Source organism: Myxococcus qinghaiensis, assembly GCF_024198215.1.
Taxonomy (GTDB): Bacteria; Myxococcota; Myxococcia; order Myxococcales; family Myxococcaceae; genus Myxococcus; species Myxococcus qinghaiensis.
The window spans coordinates 184138-203757 of sequence record NZ_JAKCFA010000006.1 but is presented as its reverse complement, the minus strand read 5'-3'; the positions used below and the strand labels follow the sequence as shown (position 1 = coordinate 203757).

Sequence of the window (19620 nt, the reverse complement as noted above, 5' to 3'; positions counted from 1 at the left end):
GCGCGCTCGGCTGGCTACTTGCAATTCAGTTATGTCAGATTATTCCGATGGAAATCCCCCGCCATCGTGTCGTCGTTCATCGAGCGTTCGTTCTCGGACTTCTCTGTGTCCTGGGAGGCATGGGTTGTCAGGCCTTGGTCGACGACGCCGAACCGCCCGCGCACGCGGAGGGCGCGGTGCTGTCGCCCCTCGACACCTCCCCTGTGTTCACGAGCTTCCATGGGGTGGTCTTCAGCGCGAGCGGCCCCATCCCGGGGATGCACTGCATCGCCATCAACGAGCCCGGCGACCCGCATGGCTGGGATGACAACTACCTGTGCTCGCCCGTGGACCTCGGCTTCGTCTGGCGCAACGACGACTACGTGCCCGAACTGCGCTGCACCCACGTGAGGGAGCCCGCGGAGCGCTCCGGTACGGGGTGGATCGACAACTATCTGTGCATCCCCCACGACTCGCCGCTCACCATCACCTGGTCCAGCGCGGGGCCTCTGCTGGGCAAGGAGTGCGTCAGCTTCAACGAGCCCCAGGACCCTAACGGGTGGAGCGACAACTACCTCTGCCTGGAGGCGCCCCTGGTGATGTCCTTCAGCGCGTCGGGCCCCATCGCCGGGATGAGCTGCACGCTGATGGATGAGTTGGCCGACCTCTCGGGCGGGTGGGGGAACAACTACCTCTGCACCAACAAGGACATCGGCATGCGCTGGAGCATGAGCGGGCCGATATCAGGCATGCGCTGCACCCAGATTCACGAGACCACGGAGCCGGCGGGGAACACGTGGCACGACAACTACCTGTGCGTGCCTCCGGAGGCGGAGGCGATGTTCTCCTATTCGGAGGCGGGGCCGCTCCCGGGCCGGCTCTGCACCCAGTTGCTGGAGGCGGAGGACCCCTATACCTGGGACGACAACTACCTCTGCTTCCACGAGGTGCCGGTGGGGCTTCAGTTCTCCGCCACCGGGGCCATTCCGGGGAAGGCGTGTACGGCCCTCCTGGAGACGTCGGATACGGCGGGCACGTGGAACGACAACTTCCTGTGCGCCAACCGCGACGTCGGCCTGCGCTGGAGCCTGGGCGGGCCGATCTCCGGCATGCGCTGCACCCGCATCTACATGCCCTCGGAGCCCGCGTCGACAGGGTGGGATGACAACTACCTCTGCGTGCCGCCGACCTCCGCCCTGCGGTTCACCTGGTCGCCGATGGGCCGCTACGCCAACATGATCTCCGTGCCCTTCGCGGAGCCGTCGGATCAACACGCGTACTGGATGGATTCGTACCTCTGCTACTAGCCGCCCCCTGAAATGAAACACCCCGCTTCCATCCGGCGCTCGTGAGCACCGTGCGGAAGCGGGGTGGTGTGTGTCGAGCCCGCGTGAGACGCGCGGGCCTCGGGTCCGTCAGTAGGTCGAGCCCACCTTGCCGAAGCCGCGCAGGGCCTTCACCTTGGACTTCTTCGCGGCGGAGCGGACCTCTTCGTCGCTGCCGGCGCTCTCGTACTCGTCCAGCGTGGCCTGCTGCTCGGCCAGGTCCGAGGCCACCGCCGCCGGGCTCGCCACCGCGCTCGCCTCGTTGAACATCGCCTGGTTCTGCTGGATGTAGCCCTTGGCCTCCTCGCGGCGGCCGTCGCGCAGGGCCTCGGCGGCCTTCTGGAGGTTCTGCGCGCTGCGCGCCCGCACCGCGTACACCGTGGCGTCCTTGTCCTGCTTCGCGACAATCTCCTCCTGCCGGTCCGTCACCACCGCGGACAGCGCGGCGCCGTTCTCCACGCCCACGTTGCGGATGAGGTCGGTGTAGTTGAGCGTCAGGTCCGTCACCCGCACCGTCTGGCCCACCGAGTCGCCCGTCGTCGACAGGCGCACGACGACGCGCTCCAACTGGCCGGCGGAGAAGTTCGGCAGCGACACCATCACCTGGTTGCCGGACTGCCGCGCGTTGTAGCCCAGCACCTCGCCCAGCACCGTGCCCGTGGGCAGCGTGAAGGTGAGCGTCACGTCCCGCGCCACCGTGGTGGAGGCCTGCTGGAGGTCCTTCTGGAAGAGCGCCGCCAGCTGGCCCGCGTCCTCGAGGTAGCCGTAGGCACCCGCGCCGTACTCGGCGAAGCCCTGCATCAGGTCCTCGTTGAAGTCGGTGCCCACGCCGATGGCGCTCACCGTGATGCCCGTGGCGCGCAGCTCGCGCACCTGCCGCGTCAGGCCCTCGTCGTCGGTGATGCCCTCGGTGGGCTGGCCGTCGCTCAAGAGGATGAGGCGGTTGACGCCGAAGCCCTCCTGCGCGGTGGAGAGCTGGTAGCGGCCCGCGGACAGGCCCGCGGAGATGTTGGTGCCGCCGTCATCCCAGATGCCGTCCACGTACTGGAGCATCCGCTCGCGCTGCGCGGCCGTGGCCTGCGCCGACGGCAGGCTCTTCACGTCCGAGCCGTAGTGGACGATGGCCAGCCGGTCCTCGTCCCGCAGCAGCCCCACCAGGTGCCGCGCGGCCTGCTTCGCCTGCGCCAGCTTGTAGCCGCTCATGGACCCCGAGCGGTCGATGACCAGCGCCAGATTCACCGGGCGGCGCTTGGAGCCGGGGACCTCGGCGCCCATCAGGTCCACCGTGGCGAAGACCTCCGAGCTGCCCGCGGGCACATACGGATGCGACAGGCGGCTCGTCATCGTCAGCGAGCCGGGCGTGCCTTGCACGGGGAGGGGAGGCGTCGGAGGCGGCGTCTTCACCGCGACGACGGGCTCCGTCCTCGGGCGGGTCACCTGGGGCAGGCCCAACACCAGGGCGGTGAGGGCCAGGCCACCGGCCAGGGACAGGAAGAGGACCGTACGATTCATGAGGCAGGGCTCCTTGCGCGGACGACGCGGGCCCTGCCTTTACGAATCAAGCGCGGGAAAAGGTCTAGCCCCCGCGCACGAAAGTGTCACCCACCCCGCGCGTCAGATGTTCCCGGCGCAGAAGAAGGGCGAGTTGTTCTCGCCGAAGGTCCGTCGGTAGAAGCCCTCATCCGCGGAACGCAGCGCGTCGAGCGTGTCCTGGTCCAGCAGCAGCGAACGGCAGGCCATCCGGCCCGGGAGGTTCGGCTCCACGTCGGACGTGTCCTTCACCTCGCACGCGTTGGAGCCCTCGACGCAGGGCTTGCTGCAGTAGCCCATCGCCGCCGCCGTCAGGTCCACCTCGCCCTCCGCGGTGCGCGCGCGGGGGTAGTCCTGATCCCGCACACAGATGAGGTCCTCGCACTCCAATGAGCCGAAGGAGATGAAGTCCTGGCGGTCCGCCACTTCGCTCTCCAGCACGGGCATGGTCTTGGTCGGCGAGTTCTCCTCGGGCAGCGCCTTCCGGACCAGGGTGCACGGCTTGCCAATCTCGCTGCTGACCTTGCATCCCCCGAGCAACAGCGCGGTGGACACGAGGAAGGCGGCTCGCAGGGACATCTTCATGAGACCTCGACAAAGGGGGAGGGGGCACGGGGGGGCCCGCGACCAGCCCTTCCAGGGTAGCACAGCACCTGGGGCTGCCAACGCTCGCGCGGCGCGGTGTCCAGTCTAGAATTGTGCAGGAATACCGGAGAGATACAGAGTAGACAGGCACGCAGGGGCGGTTGCCGCTCGGGAATACGGCCGATAGGATGGCGAAGCGAAGAGTCGCGCTGAACCCCCGGTGGAGTCTTTCCCCCCCTCCCCCACGGAGCCCCCGGTTTGAATCGCCACACGTTGCTGCTCGCGCTGTGCCTGGTGCCCGCACTGGCACCCGCGCAGAGCCAGGAGGGCATGGGACTCGACCTCACGGAAGAGACCCAGCCCAAGTCCGAAGAATCACCCACGCCACCGCCGGCGGAGGAGGCCGCGCCCGCGAGCACAGCCACCCGCCCCGTCGAAGAGGAGGCTCCACCTCCCGAGGCCTTGCCCCCGCTGACCGACATCACCCAGGAGGACCGGGTGAAGAGCGTCCAGCGGAAGGTGTACCGGAAGCAGGGACGGTTCGAGCTGACGCCGCTCATCAGCGTCTCCGTCAATGATCCGTTCTACTCCAAGGTGGGAGCGTCCCTGCGCGGCGCGTACTACCTGGCGGACACGCTGGCCATCTCCGCGCGCGGCTCGCTGATGCAGGTGGTGCCGTCCGACGACGTGCGCACCGCCAAGCGCACCTTCAACAGCAAGATCTACAACTCGGTGCCCGAGTGGTCCGCCATGGGCGACGTGGAGTGGAGCCCGCTGTACGGCAAGGTGGCCTTCCTCAACTCCATCCTGCACTTCGACGGCTACCTGCTGGCGGGCGCGGGCGTGGTGAAGACGGAGACCTCGTCGCTGCCGGGGCGCGGCCTCAACCCCGCCGCGGACCTGGGCCTGGGCATGCGCTTCGTGGCGCAGGACTTCATCGCGGTGAACGTGGCGCTCATCAACACCTCCTATGTGGATCAGCCCCTGGGCAGCGCCAAGGGGGCCATCCAGAACGTCATGACCCTCAACGCCGGCATCTCGCTGTTCCTGCCCTTCCGTTCGACGGGGAGGGACGCGGAATGAAGCCCGTCTTCCGTTGGCTGTTGACCCTCTGTCTCGTCATGCCCGTGCTGGCGAGCGCGCAGACCACGACTTCCGAAGAGGAGGAGGCCGGCGACGTCTCCGAGGTGGACAAGGACCGGCTCGGCCCCCTGCGTGAGCGCGTGCGGCCCGTGTCCGGGCACGTGTTCCTGAAGAAGGGGCGCTTCGAGTTCAGCCCGTCCGCGACGCTGTCGCTGCGCGACGCCTTCTTCACCAAGTACATCTTCGGCGGCGTGCTCACCTACCACCCCGTGGAGACGATTGGCGTCAGCCTGCGGGCGGGCTACGCGCTCAACGCGGTGTCGGGCGCGGCGCAGATCTGCACCTTCTCCGACGGCACGGACGGCTCCACGCGCGGCTGCTCCTCTCCCACCAAGGGGGAGTTGGACGGGCGGGCTCCCGGCCAGCTCAAGCTCATGGGCGGCGTGGACCTCCAGTGGGCGCCCATCTACGGGAAGCTGTCGCTCCTGGCGGAGAAGTTCGTCCACTTCGACCTGTACGGCGTGGTCGGCGCTTCCGTCATCCAGTACCGGGGACCGGACCTGGATGACACCACGGGCCTGCTGGCCAAGGACTACATGACCCCCGGCGGCAACGTGGGCGTGGGCCTTCGCTTCTTCTTCAACCGCTGGGTGACGCTGCGCACGGAGGTGCGCGACCTCATCTACGTGGAGAAGGGCCGCACCGACAACTACCTGCGCAACCAACTGCTGTTCGAGCTGGGCGTGTCCTTCTTCTTCCCGTCGTCCAACCCCGAGTCACGATGATGCTGCGCTCCTTCAGGCTCATCCGCTTCGCCGTCCTCGGGCTCGCGCTCGTGTGGACGGCCCCTTCGTTCGCCCAGAACTTCGAGGGACTGGACCTGGGTGGTCAGTCCAAGTCCAAGAAGAAGAAGAAGGGCGCCTCCTCCTCCAAGTCCTCCAAGAAGAAGAAGCCGACGCGCGGCGCGAAGGGCAAGACGGCCCCCGCGCCCGTGGAGGAGGACGGCCCGGATGAAGCGGCCCTCACTCCCGCTCCGACCCCCGGGACTGCTCCCGCCGCCGTGACGAGCCCCGCCGCGTCCACCGACGCGACGCCCGCGCCGGCCCCCACGCCCACGCCGCCCCCGGCTCCGGCCAACAACGGCGGCTTCGGGATGGACCTCACGCAGGAGGCGCCCAAGACGCCCGCGCCCACCATGTCCTTCGACGCGGTGGACGTGTCCGGCAAGACGGCGGACCGCCAGCGGCTGGACATCACCGTCAGCCTCTTCAAGAACGACGAGTACGAGAAGGCCGCCATGTCGGCGCACGAGCTCCTGGCGGACCCGAAGCTCGCGGGTCTGCACACCGAGGCGCGCTACGTGCTGGCCAAGTCGCTCTACCGCATGGGCATGTACCACTCGTCGCTGGGCGAGTTCTCCAAGCTGCTCGCGCTGGGGCCCTCCACCAAGTTCTTCAAGACCAGCCTGGAGTGGCTGTTCTTCATCAGCCGCAAGACGAAGAACGAGACGGTCATCCTCGACGAGATTGCCCGTCACGCGAACCAGGAGTTCCCTGAGAAGTACCGCAACGAGTTCCGCTACCTGCTGGCGCGCTACCACTTCGTGCGCGGTCGCGCCCTGGACCAGGTGGGCCAGAACGCGGACGCGGACAAGAGCTTCGCGGAGGTGCAGCGGCTGACGCTGCTGATTCCCAAGACGGACCCGTTCTACCCGCGCGCGCGGTACCTGGACGGCCTGGCCTCGTTCCGCAACGGCAGCCGTCAGAAGGACGCGGCGGCCAAGCGCGGCGCCGGGGAGATGCTGGCCTCGGTGGAGGCGATGAAGGAAGTGGTGCGCCTCACCCGTCCCATGGCCGGCAAGTCCGCCGACCAGGCCAAGGCGGACAAGTCCCTGCGCGAGCTGGCGTTCATGCAGCTGGCCCGGACGCACTACGGCATGCAGCAGAACCGCTTCGCGCTGTTCTACCTGGGCAAGGTGGAGCGCGGAAACACGCAGTGGCTGGAGTCGCTCTTCGAGGCGAGCTGGGCCAACTACCGCGTGGGCCAGTTCGAGCAGGCGCTGGGCAATCTCATCACCCTGTCGTCGCCCTTCTTCCGCGAGGAGTACTTCCCGGAGGCGCTCATCCTCAAGGCGGTCATCTATTACGAGAACTGCCGCTACCGCGAGTCCAACATCATCCTCCAGGACTTCGAGCGCACGTACCTGCCGGTCCATGACCAGCTCGAGTCGCTGGTGAAGAAGAACATGGAAGCGGGCGAGTACTACACGGTGCTCGCGGAGGTGCAGAAGAAGAACAAGGACGGCCTGGAGAAGAACGAGACGGACATCATCCTGGAGCGCATCCTGCGTCTGGCCCTCACGGACCAGGACCTGCGCAAGACGAACGACTCCATCCTCGAGCTGGAAGGGGAGATGGACGCGTTCGCCAGCCGCGGTGACACCTTCAAGTACTCCGAGCTCTCCAAGAGCCTCCTGGAGGAGCTGAAGGTCCACCGCACCGAGCTCATCTCCAAGGCGGGCATCATGGCCAAGGGCAAGCTGGAGACGGAGCTCGTCGCGCTCAAGCAGCTGCTGGCCAACGGCCTGCGCATCAAGTTCGAGACGACGACGAAGGAGAAGGAGTTCCTCGAGGACCAGCTCAAGGCGGGCGGGCGCACGTCCATCGTCAAGAAGTACAAGTTCTCGGTGGCGGTGCCGGATGACGAGCTCTACTGGCCGTACGAGGGTGAGTACTGGCGCGACGAGCTGGGCACGTACCAGTACACGCTGACCAAGGGCTGCATCGACCGCGACACGGCGAACCGCAACGTGCAGTCCGCCGAGGCGATGTAGTCGGGAGCGTCAAATCGTCGCGGGGCGCGGAGTTGCCGCGCCTTTCAGACCGCCGGGGCGCTATCTTCCGCGCTCCGGCGGTTTTTCATTTCCAGCAAGGGAGCTACGGGTGAGCCGGACGGCGTCACTGCGCGTCGTCTTCGGAATCGTGTCCCTGGACCTCATCGGGTTCGGCATCCTGATTCCGCAGCTGGGCGTGTACGGAGTGAAGTTCGGTGCCTCGCCCTTCACGGTGGGGCTGCTCATCTCCGTCTATTCGCTGATGCAGCTGGTGGCGGCGCCGGTGCTCGGTCGGCTGAGTGACAGGTACGGGCGCAGGCCGGTGCTGCTGCTCAGTCAGGTGGGCTCGCTGTTGGGCTACCTGCTCTTCGCCCTGGCGGACTCGCTGCCGCTGCTCTTCCTGGCGCGCGTCATCGACGGCATCTCCGGCGGCAACATCGCCACCGCGCAGGCCGTCGTCGCGGACATCACCCGTCCTGAGGAGCGCGCGCGGGGCATGGGCGTCATCGGAGCGGCCTTCGGGCTGGGCTTCGTGCTGGGGCCCGCGCTGGGCGGCTTCCTGGGTGCCTGGGGCGGCAACCTGGCCATTGGCCTGTTCGCGGCGGGGCTGGTGGCCGTCAACCTGGCCTGCACCTGGTTCTTCCTCCCGGAGTCGCGGGTGGAGGGCGGGCCGGAGGGGCATGTGCGCACGCTGAAGGGCGCCGTCCAGGCGCTGCGGCTGCCCGTCGTCGCGCGCTGCCTGGTGCTGATGCTGCTGTTCACCACCGCGTTCTCACAGATGGAGGGGACGTTCTCCGTCTACCTGCTGACGCGCTTCCTCTCCCTGGGCCCGGTGGCGCTGGAGGGAGGCCTGTTCCTGCACCCGGTGGTGACGGACGCGGCGGTGCTGCGCGAGGCGAGCCTTCGCGCGGGCTGGCTCTTCGCCGTCGTGGGCGTGCTCAGCGCGCTGGTGCAGGGCGGGGTGGTGCGCCGGCTGGTGGGCGGGGAGGGCGGCGGGGGCTCGGGGCGCGAGGCCCAGGTGGCCATGGCGGGCTTCGCCTTCACGGCGTTGGGCCTGGCGCTCCTGCCGGTGGCTCCCACCTACGGGTGGCTGTTTCCCGTCATGGGGCTGTTGGCGGTGGGCTCGGCCCTGACGAACCCGTGCCTGTCCGCGCTGGTCTCCCTGCATGCGCCTCCCCAACGACTCGGTGCGGCGCTGGGGGGCTTCCAGGCGGCGGGCTCCCTGGGGCGGATTTTGGGGCCGGCGCTGGGCGGGTGGCTCTTCACCCGTTTGGGACCGGGGGCGCCCTACGGGACGGCGGCGGGAATGCTGGTGGTGGGAGTGGTGGTGGCGGCCAGCCTCGTGACCCAAGCGAGAATGGCAGGCGCGAGGGCCGGACAAAGGTCGTAAGATGGGGGCCATGGTGGTCAAACAGCCGCAGCCCGTGACGATTGCCTTCGACGTGATGGGGACGGACCATGGGCCCGCGGAGGTCGTGCGCGGCGCCGCGCAGCTCTCCCTGGACTCACCCCACATCCATGCGTTGCTCGTGGGGGACCGCACCCTCATCGACAACGCGCTCGCGGAGACGAAGCACAACGGCGAGCGCATCTCCGTCCAGCACGCGGCGGACTTCGTCGGCATGGACGAGAAACCCGGCGAGGCGCTGGCGCGCAAGCCCAACGCCTCCGTGGCGGTGGCCGCGCGCCTGGTCGCGGAGGGCGAGGCGCAGGCGCTGGTGTCCGCGGGCAACACGGGCGCGGGCGTGCTGGCGTGCGCGCGTCACTTCCAGCTCATCCCCGGCGTGCGCCGCGCGGCGCTGGCCACGGTGTATCCGACGCGCTCGGTGCGAGGCGCCAAGGAGGACCCGTTCTCCCTCATCCTCGACGTGGGGGCGACGGTGGAGGCCACGGCCGATGACCTGGTGACGTTCGCCGTCATGGGCTCGCAGTACGCGCGCATCATCTCCCGCAACGAGCGGCCCAAGGTGGCGCTGTTGTCCAACGGCATCGAGCCGCAGAAGGGCCCGCCCCGGGTGGTGGAGGCGCATGCGCGGCTGTCGGAGATGAAGGACATCAACTTCATCGGCAACGTGGAGGGCATCGACATTCCCAAGGGGACCGCGGACGTCATCGTCACCGACGGCTTCACGGGCAACGTGTGCCTGAAGATGTTGGAGGGCGTGCACGAGACCGTGGTGGAGCTGGCCCAGTACGCCTACAAGGAGAGCCTGCGCTGGCGCGCGGGCCTGGCCATGCTGTCCAGCGGGATTCAGCGCATCAAGGACATCACCGACTGGAACCAGTACGGCGGTGCGCCCATCCTCGGGTTCGACCGCATCTTCATCAAGGCGCACGGGCGCTCGAAGGCGCGCGCCATCGCCAACGCGGGCAAGGTGGCCGCCAAGGTGGTGGCGAACAACCTTGGGAGCTCCATCCGGGAAGGTCTTCAGAAGTGAGTCTGCCGGACCGCATCGACCCGCGACCGCCGCGGCGCATCTACCGCTGGGACCTGGACAAGACGTACCTCCAGACGGACTTCGATTCGCTCAAGGACCTGCTGCGCACCGCCTTCCAGAAGGCGCACGAGAAGGTCGCCATCCCAGGCGCGAGCGCGCTCATCCGCGAGCTGTCGGAGAACGGCGACTCGCGGTTGTGCATCGTCTCCGGCAGCCCCAAGCAGATGCGCGCCGTGCTGGAGGAGAAGCTCAAGCTGGACGGCGTGCGCTGGGACGAGTTCGTCCTCAAGGACAACATCGGCAACCTCCTGCGCGGGCGCTTCCGCGCGCTGCGCGGACAGGTGGGCTACAAGCTGCCGGCGATTCTGGAGAGCCGGGTGAAGGCGCCCGCGGAGGCCGAAGAGGTCCTCTTCGGTGACGACGCGGAGGCGGATGCGTTCATCTACTCGCTCTTCGCGGACCTGATTGCCGGCCGCGTGGACGAGCGCGTGCTGTCCCAGGTGCTGGAGGCGGGCGGCGTCTACCCGGACGACGCGGAGCGCGTGCGCGCGGCGTGGAAGCAGATTCCGGTGGCGGACCCGGTGCGGCGCATCTTCATCCACCTGGACAAGCTGACGCCGCCCGCGCACTTCACGGCGTACGGGCCTCGCGTCGTCCCCATCTTCAACTACTTCCAGGCCGCGCTGGTGCTGCTGGCGGACGGACACCTGTCCGCGCCGCAGGTGCTGAAAATCGCGGTGGAGATGGTGCAGACGGCGGGGCACAACATCATCACCCTCTCCAACTCCTTCCAGGACCTGCTGCGCCGGGGCCTGCCGCTCCAGCAGGCGGCGGTGGCGCTGTCGCAGGCGCTGGAGGGGCCCAACAAGCTGCTCGCCGCGATGCGTCCGATGCCGGACATCCTCGCCGCGTTCAGCAAGCGGCTCGTCGCGCTGGGCACGCCGCCGCCCCCGCCGCCCGTACAGGCCGTGGACTACGTCTCCCTCATCCACCACGCCCTGCCGCGCAACCACAAGGGCCGCACCAAGCCGTAGCCGTGAGCTTCGGGGTCTCCGGACGTCCGCGTCTCGGAGCCTGGAATCCGGGCATATGGCCAGCGGGGAGGTTGGACGCTCGGTCCTGGAGCAGACGACCAGGCGGGTGGGGCCGAGCCCAGGCCCGTCACGGCGCCGCCCGGGCGGGCTGGTGTGCGGCGGTTGGGCAGTTTCCAGAACGTTTCTGGCGTCTCCAGTGTTGATACGAAACAGAGTCTCCCGGGAGAGCGGGTCCCTGCCGCCGGCTTCCGGCCATGGGGTCGATACTCGTGGCGGACTCTTTTTCACCGCCTGGAGCGAGCCTGGAACTGGATGCCCTTCGACGCTTCCCCGAATGCACGTTCGACCCCCTTTTCGCTGGAAAAGGGACGGGTGGGGTGGAAGCGCTCCACCTGTCCGGTGGACCCGCAGAAAGGGCGCTACACCCCCCCAGGGCGGATGCGCTATAGACGGCTGCCCCTGAAGCGCCCCTGTCGGGACGTCCACGGTGATGACGCGAGTTTTGACTGAAACGCCGCCTGCCGGCGGTCCGCTGCCACCTGCGCCCGATTCGACGCGCGCGAGGTTGCCTCATCCGAGGCGGCAGTGGGCTCCGAGCGCGGTGCTCAAGAGGTTTCCATGTCTTCCAATCTGGAGCTGACGACTGCCCCCTCGGAACAGGCGAGTGCCCCCGAGTCCGTGGCCGAATCGGCCCCCTCCGACGAAGTGTCCCCCCAGCTCCCTGTTTCCACCGAGGCAGCCTCCGAAACGAATGGCCGGTTGAGCCCGTCCGAGGACGAGGCCGACGACGACGAGTCCGATGACGACGACGAGGTCGACGCGCTCGACGCCGTCTTCGACGAGACGGGCCTGGCCGCCGCGGAGGTGCTCGCCGCCGCCGAGGCGCAGGACGCCGCCGAGGCCGCCGAGGATGACATCGAGCAGGTGCCCACGGTGCTCGAGCCCGAGCCCGACCCGACCCCCTACGAGCGCGCGCTGCACGCGCCCCACGTGCGGTCCACCGGCGAGCCGGCGGAAATCGACCCGGACGAGCTGGATCCGGACGCGCTGAAGGTGGTGCTGCGGCTGCACCAGCACGGCCATCAGGCGTACCTGGTGGGCGGCTGCGTGCGCGATTTGCTCCTGGGCAAGAAGCCCAAGGACTTCGACGTGGCCACCAGCGCCCACCCGGGCGAGGTGCGCGCCATCTTCCGCAACTGCCGGCTCATCGGCAGGCGCTTCCGGCTGGCGCACGTCTACTTCAAGGGTGGGAAGATCATCGAGGTCTCCACCTTCCGGGCGAACCCGACGGAGCTGGAGGCCGCGGCGCCTTCCGTGCCCGAGGAGGAGGGCGAGGCCGGGGGCGATGACCTGCTCATCACCCACGACAACGTCTTCGGCACCGCGCAGCAGGACGCGCGCCGCCGCGACTTCACCATCAACGGCCTCTTCTACGACGTGAGCGAAGGACGGGTCATCGACTACGTCCGCGGCCGGCGTGACTTGGACGAGCGGTTCATCCGCACCATCGGCGACCCGGAAGTGCGCATGCGCGAGGACCCGGTGCGCATCCTTCGCGCCGTGCGCTTCGCCGCGAAGCTGGACCTGGACATCGAGTCGCGCACATACGCGGCCATGGAGGGCGCGGTGGAGGACCTGCCGCGCTGCGCGCCCGCGCGCCTCCTGGAGGAGACCTTCCGGCTCATCCGGGGCGGTGTGTCCGCGCCAGCCCTGAAGCTGCTCGACGCGCTGGATGCGATGAAGTTCCTGCTGCCTCCGGTGAACGCGTACCTGAAGCAGCACGGCAAGGAAGGTGAGAAGACCTTCTACTCCTTCGCCCAGGCGCTGGACCGCCGGGTGGCCGCGGGAGAGCCGCTCGACGACGCCATTTTGCTGGCGGCGCTGCTGGTGCCCATCAGCCACTCGGGTCCGCCGGCCGAGCCGCAGGAGGGCGGTCGTCCCTCCGTGTCGCAGGTGGTGGAGGAGCTGCTCGCCGGCTTCGTCCAGTCGGCCCGGCTGCCCCGCCGCATCGCCGAGCGCTGCCGCATGCTGCTGCTCGCGCAGCGCACGCTGTCCGGTGAGCGCCGTCGCAAGAGCGCCGCCTTCCGGCGTCACCCCCTCTTCGGCGAGGCCCTCACCGTGTTCGAGATGACGGTGGAGGCCACCGGCGAGCACCGGGAGCAGCTCGACGCGTGGAAGGCCGGCGAGGTGCCGACGCCGCGTCCCGAGGCCTCCGACAGCGAGGGCTCCGAGGCCGGCGGCCAGCGCAAGCGCCGTCGTCGTCGTCGTCGTCGTCGTTCCGGTGGAGAGGGCTCCGCTTCGGCGGGTTCTTCATCCGGCTCCGGCGCCGGCGAGGCGTGAGCCCGCGCGTCGAGGCGGAGGTCCCCCGGGCGCGTATCTACGGGGGACTGGTGCTGGGGGTGGTGGCCGTCTCCTGGGCCGCGCCACTCATCCGCTTCGCGGAGGCGCCGTCGCTGGCCATCTCCGCGTGGCGCCTCACGTTCGCCTCGGTGCCGCTGCTGGCGCTGGCGCTGCTTCGGAGTCGCTCCGAGCTGACATCGCTCTCCGCGAAGACGTGGGGCTGGCTGGTGCTGTCTGGCCTCGCGCTGGCGCTGCACTTCGCGACGTGGATTGCGTCGCTCCAGTACACCACCGTGGCCAGCTCGGTGGCGCTCGTCACCACGCAGCCCGTGTGGGTGACGCTGTTCGCGTGGCTCGCCCTGGGGGAGCGCGTGGGCGCCCGGGGACTCGCCGCGCTCGTGCTGTGTCTGGCGGGCAGTGTCCTCATCGGCGCTCGGGACTTCGCGGCCGGGGGCACGGCGCTCTGGGGAGATTTGCTCGCGGTGGCCGGCGCCGTCATGGCGGGCGTGTACTTCGTGGTGGGCCGCCGCGTGCGCGAGTCCATGTCGCTGGGCACGTACGTGGGCATCGTCTACTCCGTGGCGGCGGTGGCGCTGATGCTGGCGCATGGCTTCGTCGACTCGCCGCTGACGGGCTTCACGCCGAGCACCTGGATGGTGCTGGTGGGGCTGGCCCTGGTGCCGCAGCTCATCGGCCACTCGCTGCTCAACGCCTCCGTGCGCCACCTCTCCGCGCCCTTCGTCGCGGTGGCCTCGCTGGGCGAGCCCGTGCTGTCCACGCTGTGGGCGGTGCCGCTCCTGGGCGAGAAGCCGGACTGGGTGCAGCTGGTGGGCGGAGGCCTGGCGCTGGTGGGCGTGCTGGTGATGTCCCGGGACGAGGCCGCGCGTCAGCCGCCGCCTCCGGACATGGTGCCCGCCGCGGATTGAGCCTGGCTCAGCGCCTGGGCTTGTCCTTGTCCACGGGACGCTCGGAGCGGTGCTCGTCTCCACCCGGGGCGTCGCTGCCCGCGATGTCCGCGGTGGTGATGGCCTTGCTGCCGAAGCGCTCCGCGATTTTGTCCAACGCCGCGTTCAGCTTCGCCGTCCGGGGCGGCGCGGCGGGGAAGAGGCCGAGCTGCGGAGGCACGTCGTCCAGCTGCACGCTCACCCCGGTGAGGCGGATGGGCTTGCCCTCGTGGGAGCGCTCCATCAGCTCCAGCGCGGTGCGATAGAGCGTCTGCCCGTCATCCGTCGCCTCGCGCAGCGTGGTGCGGCGGGTGAGGAGCGTGAAGTCCGCGAGCTTCAGCTTGAGAACCACGACGCGGCCCTTCACCCCCGCGCGTCGCAGCCGTCGCGCCACGCGCAGCGCCTGCGCATGGATGTGGGGCTTGAGCGCCTCCACGCCCGCGAGGTCCTCCTCGAAGGTGTCCTCGGCGCCCACGCTCTTGGCCGCGCGGTCCGGCACCACCTCGCGCATGTCGATGCCCTGTGACAGCTCCCACAGGTGCCGCCCGCTGGTGCCCAGCCGCTGCTCCAGCCACTCCACGTTCTTCGACGCCACGTCGCCAATCGTCTTCAGCCCCGAGCGCTGGAGGGACTCCTCCGTCTTCGGCCCCACGCCCCACAGCCGAGACACCGGGAGGCCCGCGAGGAAGGCCATCGTCTCCTCCGCGCGCACCTCCCGCTGCCCGTTGGGCTTGGCCAGGTCCGAGGCGATCTTCGCCACGAACTTCACCGTGGAGATGCCCGCGGACGACGGCAGCTTCAGCTCATCCGAGATGTCCTTGCGGATGCGCCGCGCGATGTCCGCGGGAGAGCCGAACAGGCCCACCGACGCCGTGACGTCCAGGAAGGCTTCGTCCAGGGACAGGGGCTCGATGAGCGGGGTGTAGCGCTCGAAGATGGCGAAGACCTGCTCGCTCGCCTCCGCATACGCGGCGAAGCGGGGCTTCACGATGAGCGCATGCGGCGCGGCCTTCACCGCGCGCGCCATGGGCATGGCGCTGCGCACGCCAAAGGGCCTGACTTCATAGGACGCGGCGACAACGACGCCCCGTTGGGCATGCCCGCCCACGATGACGGGTTTGCCCTTCAGGGCCGGGTTGTCCCGCTGCTCCACGGACGCATAGAAGGCGTCCATGTCCACGTGGATGATGGCTCGCATGCACCCACCACTCTAACGGCTCTGTCTGACGTTGCAGGGCCTCCAAATGGGCGCGGGCGCTACCGCCGCTCGCTGTCCAGCAAGCGCATCTGCTCGGGCCCATAGCGTTCACCGGAGAAGGTCGCGAGCGCCTCCAGCGCGGCGACGTCCGAGCTCGCCAGGGGCCGATTCAAGGCCTCCAGCGCGTCGTCGAGCTGACGGATGTTCTTCACGCCGATGACGGGAACGAACCCGGGCTGTCGGGCCAGCACCCACGCGACGGCGAGCTGTGCGGGCGACAGCTGCCGCTCGCGCGCGAAGCGCTGGAGTGAACCCACCACGTCCTCGTTCTTCTCGCGGTGCTCTCCGCTGAAGCGGGGCATGTGGGCGCGGAAGTCACCGGCGCCCGTGGGCTTTCTCCCGGTCAGCAGGCCCCGGGAGAAGACGCCGTAGAGCGTCGCGCTGATGCCCAGCTCCCGGAGGGTGGGGAAGATGTCCGCCTCGGGGCCTCGGCTCGCGAGGGAGTACTCGATTTGCAGGTCGACGATGGGGTGGACGCGGTGCGCGCGGCGGAGGGTTTCGGAGCCGACCTCCGAGAGGCCGATGTGGCGGACGTACCCCGCCTTCACCAGGTCCGAAATCGCGCCGATGGTCTCCTCGATGGGGACGTTCGGGTCCAACCGCGCGGGGCGATAGATGTCGATGACGTCGACGCCCAGTCGCTTGAGTGAATACGTGGCGAAGTTCTTCACGGCGGCCGGGCGCAGGTCCATGCCGAGCCAGCTCCCATCTGGCCCCCGCAGCGCACCGAACTTCACGGAGAGCTGGACCTGCTCCCGGCGCCCGGAGATGGCGCGCCCCACGAGCAGCTCGTTGTGCCCCATGCCGTAGAAGTCACCCGTGTCGAGCAGCGTGACGCCTCGCTCGGTGGCCGCGTGCAGGGTGCGGAGGCTCTCCTCGTCGCTGGTGGTGCCGTACATGCCGGACATGCCCATGCAGCCCAGGCCGAGCGGGAAGACCTGGGGCCCCGTGTCACCCAGCTTCACCCTGTGCGGTGTCTGCCTTGCTTCGTGCGTGCTCATCGCGTCTCCCTTTGTCTTCGTGGACGTGACAAGGATTCGCGAATCGCCATCCTGAAATCCAATCAATAGGATGCAACCCGGACATGAACGCCATCTATGAGAAGTCGCTGGACCTGAACCTGCTGCGCGTCTTCGTCGTGGTGGCGGAGCTGGGCAGCGTCACCGCGGCGGCCGCTCGGCTCTACCTCACGCAGCCGGCCGTGAGCGCGGCGCTCAGGCGCCTCACGTCGGCGGTGGGCTCTCCGCTGTTCGTCAGGGATGGGCGAGGCCTGGCCTTGAGCGCGCGAGGGCAGCGCCTGCTGGCCACGGCGAGGCCCCACCTGGAGGCGCTGGTCGAGGCCGCGCTCGCACCCGCGGCGTTCGACCCCCGGACGAGTGAGCGCACGGTGCGCATCGGCCTCTCCGACGCGAGCGAGTCCTGGCTCCTGCCGCGACTGCTCCAGTTGCTTGCGAGCGAGGCGCCGCGCCTGCGACTCATCGTGTTGCCGGTGCAGTTCCGCACCGTGGGGGCGCTGTTGAGCGCGTCGGCGGTGGACCTGGCGGTGACGGTGGCGGACGAGCTGCCGTCGGGCATGCAGCGGCGCGAGCTGTTCACCGAGCACTTCACGTGTCTGCATGATGCGAGGCGGCTTCGCCTGGGCAAGACGCTCACGCTGGAGCGCTACCTGGAGCAGGAGCACGTCATCGTCTCGTACAACGGGGACCTGCGCGGCGTTGTCGAGGACCTGTACGGCATCCAGCGGCGGGTGAGGGTGTCGATTCCCAGTTTCCATGGCCTGGGCGCCATCCTGGAGGACAGCACGCTGGTCGCCACGGTGCCGGGCATGGTCGCTCGGGATGTGATGGCGCTGCGTCCATTCCTTCGAGCGATGAAGCCGCCCTTCTCGATGGGGGGCGCGCCCATGGAGCTGCTCTGGCGGAGCGCCTCCGAGGATGACGACGCCATCCGCTTCGTCCGGGAGGCGGTGGTCTCCCTGACGCGGCGCCTGTGAGGTGCGCCAGGAGGTGTTTCTGGTATGAACGGGCGGCGCCTCATGCCCCCCTATCGCCTGGTCATCTTCGACTTCGACGGCACCCTGGCGGACTCGCTGCCGTGGTTCCGGTCCGTCTTCAACGACATGGCCGACCGCTTCGGCTTCTCGCGGCTGACGCCGACGGAGTTCGAGGCGATGCGCGGCATGTCCGGGCGCGAGCTCATGGCGCGCACCAAGGTGCCCATGTGGCGGCTGCCCGCCATCGTCAAGTACATGCGCAAGGAGAAGCTGTCCGCCGCCGCCACCACGCCGTTGTTCCCGGGCGTGCCGGAGCTGCTCGGAGCGCTGAAGGACGCCGGCGTCACGGTGGCCATCATCAGCTCGGACAGCGAGGCGTCGGTGCGGGCGGTGCTGGGGCCTCTCGCGGCCTCCGTGACGCACTTCGACTGTGGCGCCGCCATCTTCGGCAAGGCCGCCAAGTTCCGCCGCATGCTGAAGCGCACCCAGGTGCCACCGGGCGAGGCCCTGTCGGTGGGGGATGAGATTCGCGACCTGGAGGCCGCGCGAGAGGCGCGCCTTCCGTCCGCCGCGGTGGGGTGGGGCTACACGCTGCCGGAGGCGCTGGCGCGGCACGCTCCCACGCACATGGTGCACTCCCTCGCGGAGCTGCGCTCGGTGCTGCTGCCTTGAGCGGAGGGCGGTGCTCGACACCGCGAATGGGCGGCCCGGAGGCTGGACCCATTCGCGGCATGCCTTGGAGGGGCTCGAGCTCTAGCTGCGCTGCGCGTAGTACTCGACGATGAACGGCTCGTTCACATCGACGGGAATCTCCTCGCGCTCCGGGGTGCGCACGAAGCGCAGTCCCTCTCCGTCACCGAGCACCTGCACGTAGGCGGGCACGTTGCGCCCCTTCATCCGCTCGAACGACTCGCGGACGATGAGCAGCTTCTGGTGGGCGGGGTGGTAGCGAACCTCGCTGCCCGGCTTGACGCGGAAGCTGGGGATGTCCGTGGCGGCGCCGTTCACCTGGAAGTACCCATGGCGGACGAACTGACGGGCCTGGCGGATGCTCGTGGCCAGCCCCGCGCGCAGCACCAGCGCGTCCAGGCGGCTCTCCAGCAACTGCAACAGCACCGTGCCCGTGTTGCCCGGCGAGCGGCGCGCTTCCATGAACGCGCGGCGGCACTGCTTCTCCAGCAGGCCGTAGTAGAGCTTCAGCTTCTGCTTCTCCCGCAGCCGCCGGGAGAAGTCGCTGTTGCCCATGCGCGCCGTGGCGCCGTGCTGGCCGGGCGGGTAGGGACGCCGCAGCACCGGGTCCTTGTCGGGGTCCTTCGCGGTGATTCGCGAGAGAGGAATCCCCAGTCGCCGGCACATCTTTCCCCTCGGTCCCAAGTCACGTGCCACGTCTTCCCTCCGTATCCGGCTCGATGCTGTCGAGCTCAGTTGAAATTGATAATCACTATCAATATCAGGATCAGTACCGTGAACCGAGGCCTCGGGTCAAGCCCACCGTGCGAGTTCGGTGCGCAGCGGGCTCACGGAGGGTGTCTCCCGCGAGCCGTAGGGAGGGGGATGCCGGAGCCGACGCGGAGCGGAAGGGAGGCCGTCTGCGTGGAGACGGACCACGGCCCCATGTGGAGCGAAGCAGGCTGTCAGCGCGGACGCGGACCATGGGCCCCATGTGGAACGGAGAGGGTTGTCAGCGCGGAGGCGGACCCTGGGCCCCATGTGGAACGGGAGGTCTGTCGGCGTGGTGGTGGCCCGGGCCCTCGTGGACCGGAAGGGTCCCTGGGTGCGGTGGTTGGCGCGAGCGGGCCGGCGTGGCGCGGGCGCCGAGCGCGGGGATGAGGTCCAAGTTGACGGCTTTCAGCCGGCGTGTGGGAAGGGCAGACTCCCAGGTCTATCTTTGACGCGCGGTGAAAGGAGTGTCGGCATGAGGCCTGTCTGGGTTTTCCTGGGTGCTTTGCTGTTGGGCGGTCTGCTGGGCTGTGGCCCCGAACTCGTCGAGGTCGCGGAAGAGTCCGAGTTGGAGGCCGAGGTCAGCTCCACGGGGCTTCCTCCTCGCGTCTGCGGAGATGGCATCTGCGTCGTCAGCGAGAAGGTGGGCTGTCCCCAGGATTGCCCACCCGTTTGCGGCGACCACCTCTGCTGCTGGGAGACCATGCAGGAATGTCCCGAGGACTGCTCCTTGGGAAACCTGCCGTACTGCTACAGGAATTGAGCCGCGCATGACGCGCTCCGGCGTGGGCCTGGAGCGCGCATGACCCGCGAGCCCTGGCGGTGGTCAAACGAGACA

The 19620-nt window shown here is 69.0% G+C and carries 17 protein-coding genes; 12 read left to right on the top strand and 5 right to left on the bottom strand.

The window, feature by feature from the left end:
• The first annotated feature begins 119 nt into the window (after window positions 1–119).
• Complete coding sequence (locus LZ199_RS12910; RefSeq protein WP_253993975.1) at window positions 120–1286, top strand: hypothetical protein; 1167 nt, start codon at window positions 120–122, stop codon at window positions 1284–1286.
• A gap of 108 nt (window positions 1287–1394) precedes the next feature.
• On the opposite strand, the gene LZ199_RS12905 is transcribed toward LZ199_RS12910, so the two are convergent.
• Both LZ199_RS12905 and cglC read right to left on the bottom strand, forming a co-directional pair.
• The gene (locus tag LZ199_RS12905; RefSeq protein ID WP_253993974.1) at window positions 1395–2816 is read right to left on the bottom strand and encodes a vWA domain-containing protein; all 1422 of its coding nucleotides are present in this window, start codon (window positions 2814–2816) and stop codon (window positions 1395–1397) included.
• A gap of 102 nt (window positions 2817–2918) precedes the next feature.
• On the bottom strand, window positions 2919–3419 hold the full coding sequence (cglC, locus tag LZ199_RS12900; protein ID WP_253993973.1) for an adventurous gliding motility lipoprotein CglC: 501 nt from the start codon (window positions 3417–3419) through the stop codon (window positions 2919–2921).
• Between the two features lie 258 nt (window positions 3420–3677).
• On the opposite strand from cglC, the gene LZ199_RS12895 reads away from it, so the two are divergent.
• The 8 genes from LZ199_RS12895 (at window position 3678) to LZ199_RS12860 (ending at window position 14073) form a co-directional block, all read left to right on the top strand.
• Window positions 3678–4502, top strand: coding sequence for an outer membrane beta-barrel domain-containing protein (locus LZ199_RS12895; protein WP_163868044.1), 825 nt, complete (start codon window positions 3678–3680; stop codon window positions 4500–4502).
• Entirely contained in the window at window positions 4499–5287 is a 789-nt protein-coding gene (locus LZ199_RS12890; RefSeq protein WP_253993972.1) for an outer membrane beta-barrel domain-containing protein, read from the top strand. The genes LZ199_RS12895 and LZ199_RS12890 overlap by 4 nt, the downstream gene beginning before the upstream one ends.
• The gene (gene gltC / locus LZ199_RS12885) at window positions 5287–7335 is read left to right on the top strand and encodes an adventurous gliding motility protein GltC (protein ID WP_253994193.1); all 2049 of its coding nucleotides are present in this window, start codon (window positions 5287–5289) and stop codon (window positions 7333–7335) included. Before LZ199_RS12890 ends, gltC begins: the two co-directional genes overlap by 1 nt.
• Before the next feature lie 109 nt (window positions 7336–7444).
• Complete coding sequence (locus tag LZ199_RS12880; protein WP_253993971.1) at window positions 7445–8725, top strand: MFS transporter; 1281 nt, start codon at window positions 7445–7447, stop codon at window positions 8723–8725.
• A gap of 1 nt (window position 8726) precedes the next feature.
• Window positions 8727–9773, top strand: coding sequence for a phosphate acyltransferase PlsX (plsX, locus tag LZ199_RS12875; RefSeq protein ID WP_407667194.1), 1047 nt, complete (start codon window positions 8727–8729; stop codon window positions 9771–9773).
• On the top strand, window positions 9770–10807 hold the full coding sequence (locus tag LZ199_RS12870) for a phosphatase domain-containing protein (RefSeq protein WP_253993969.1): 1038 nt from the start codon (window positions 9770–9772) through the stop codon (window positions 10805–10807). Before plsX ends, LZ199_RS12870 begins: the two co-directional genes overlap by 4 nt.
• A gap of 618 nt (window positions 10808–11425) precedes the next feature.
• Window positions 11426–13147: a polynucleotide adenylyltransferase PcnB gene (gene pcnB, locus LZ199_RS12865; RefSeq protein WP_253993968.1), complete on the top strand. Its 1722-nt coding sequence runs from the start codon at window positions 11426–11428 to the stop codon at window positions 13145–13147.
• Window positions 13144–14073, top strand: coding sequence for a DMT family transporter (locus LZ199_RS12860; protein WP_253993967.1), 930 nt, complete (start codon window positions 13144–13146; stop codon window positions 14071–14073). Before pcnB ends, LZ199_RS12860 begins: the two co-directional genes overlap by 4 nt.
• 7 nt (window positions 14074–14080) lie before the next feature.
• On the opposite strand, the gene dinB is transcribed toward LZ199_RS12860, so the two are convergent.
• Together dinB and LZ199_RS12850 are read right to left on the bottom strand one after the other, a co-directional pair.
• On the bottom strand, window positions 14081–15289 hold the full coding sequence (gene dinB, locus LZ199_RS12855) for a DNA polymerase IV (protein ID WP_253993966.1): 1209 nt from the start codon (window positions 15287–15289) through the stop codon (window positions 14081–14083).
• A gap of 59 nt (window positions 15290–15348) precedes the next feature.
• Window positions 15349–16350, bottom strand: a complete 1002-nt coding sequence (locus LZ199_RS12850; RefSeq protein ID WP_253993965.1) for an aldo/keto reductase — start codon at window positions 16348–16350, stop codon at window positions 15349–15351.
• Between the two features lie 83 nt (window positions 16351–16433).
• On the opposite strand from LZ199_RS12850, the gene LZ199_RS12845 reads away from it, so the two are divergent.
• A complete protein-coding gene (locus LZ199_RS12845; protein WP_253993964.1) occupies window positions 16434–17342 on the top strand; it encodes a LysR family transcriptional regulator in 909 nt (302 codons plus the stop codon).
• Window positions 17343–17366: 24 nt separating this feature from the next.
• Window positions 17367–18014: an HAD hydrolase-like protein gene (locus tag LZ199_RS12840; protein ID WP_253993963.1), complete on the top strand. Its 648-nt coding sequence runs from the start codon at window positions 17367–17369 to the stop codon at window positions 18012–18014.
• 81 nt (window positions 18015–18095) lie between these two features.
• On the opposite strand, the gene rpsD is transcribed toward LZ199_RS12840, so the two are convergent.
• Window positions 18096–18728: a 30S ribosomal protein S4 gene (rpsD, locus tag LZ199_RS12835; RefSeq protein WP_163868293.1), complete on the bottom strand. Its 633-nt coding sequence runs from the start codon at window positions 18726–18728 to the stop codon at window positions 18096–18098.
• Between the two features lie 529 nt (window positions 18729–19257).
• Here rpsD and LZ199_RS12830 point away from each other — a divergent pair.
• Complete coding sequence (locus LZ199_RS12830) at window positions 19258–19545, top strand: hypothetical protein (RefSeq protein WP_253993962.1); 288 nt, start codon at window positions 19258–19260, stop codon at window positions 19543–19545.
• Window positions 19546–19620 lie beyond the last annotated feature (75 nt).

Bases quoted from the DNA above. Each gene is read 5' to 3' on its own strand.
- LZ199_RS12910 (WP_253993975.1), top strand. From the start codon at position 120: ATGGGTTGTCAGGCCTTGGTCGACGACGCCGAACCGCCCGCGCACGCG.
- LZ199_RS12905 (WP_253993974.1), bottom strand. From the start codon at position 2,816: ATGAATCGTACGGTCCTCTTCCTGTCCCTGGCCGGTGGCCTGGCCCTC.
- cglC (WP_253993973.1), bottom strand. From the start codon at position 3,419: ATGAAGATGTCCCTGCGAGCCGCCTTCCTCGTGTCCACCGCGCTGTTG.
- LZ199_RS12890 (WP_253993972.1), top strand. From the start codon at position 4,499: ATGAAGCCCGTCTTCCGTTGGCTGTTGACCCTCTGTCTCGTCATGCCC.
- gltC (WP_253994193.1), top strand. From the start codon at position 5,287: ATGCTGCGCTCCTTCAGGCTCATCCGCTTCGCCGTCCTCGGGCTCGCG.
- plsX (WP_407667194.1), top strand. From the start codon at position 8,727: ATGGGGGCCATGGTGGTCAAACAGCCGCAGCCCGTGACGATTGCCTTC.
- pcnB (WP_253993968.1), top strand. From the start codon at position 11,426: ATGTCTTCCAATCTGGAGCTGACGACTGCCCCCTCGGAACAGGCGAGT.
- dinB (WP_253993966.1), bottom strand. From the start codon at position 15,289: ATGCGAGCCATCATCCACGTGGACATGGACGCCTTCTATGCGTCCGTG.
- LZ199_RS12850 (WP_253993965.1), bottom strand. From the start codon at position 16,350: ATGAGCACGCACGAAGCAAGGCAGACACCGCACAGGGTGAAGCTGGGT.
- LZ199_RS12845 (WP_253993964.1), top strand. From the start codon at position 16,434: ATGAACGCCATCTATGAGAAGTCGCTGGACCTGAACCTGCTGCGCGTC.
- LZ199_RS12840 (WP_253993963.1), top strand. From the start codon at position 17,367: ATGAACGGGCGGCGCCTCATGCCCCCCTATCGCCTGGTCATCTTCGAC.
- LZ199_RS12830 (WP_253993962.1), top strand. From the start codon at position 19,258: ATGAGGCCTGTCTGGGTTTTCCTGGGTGCTTTGCTGTTGGGCGGTCTG.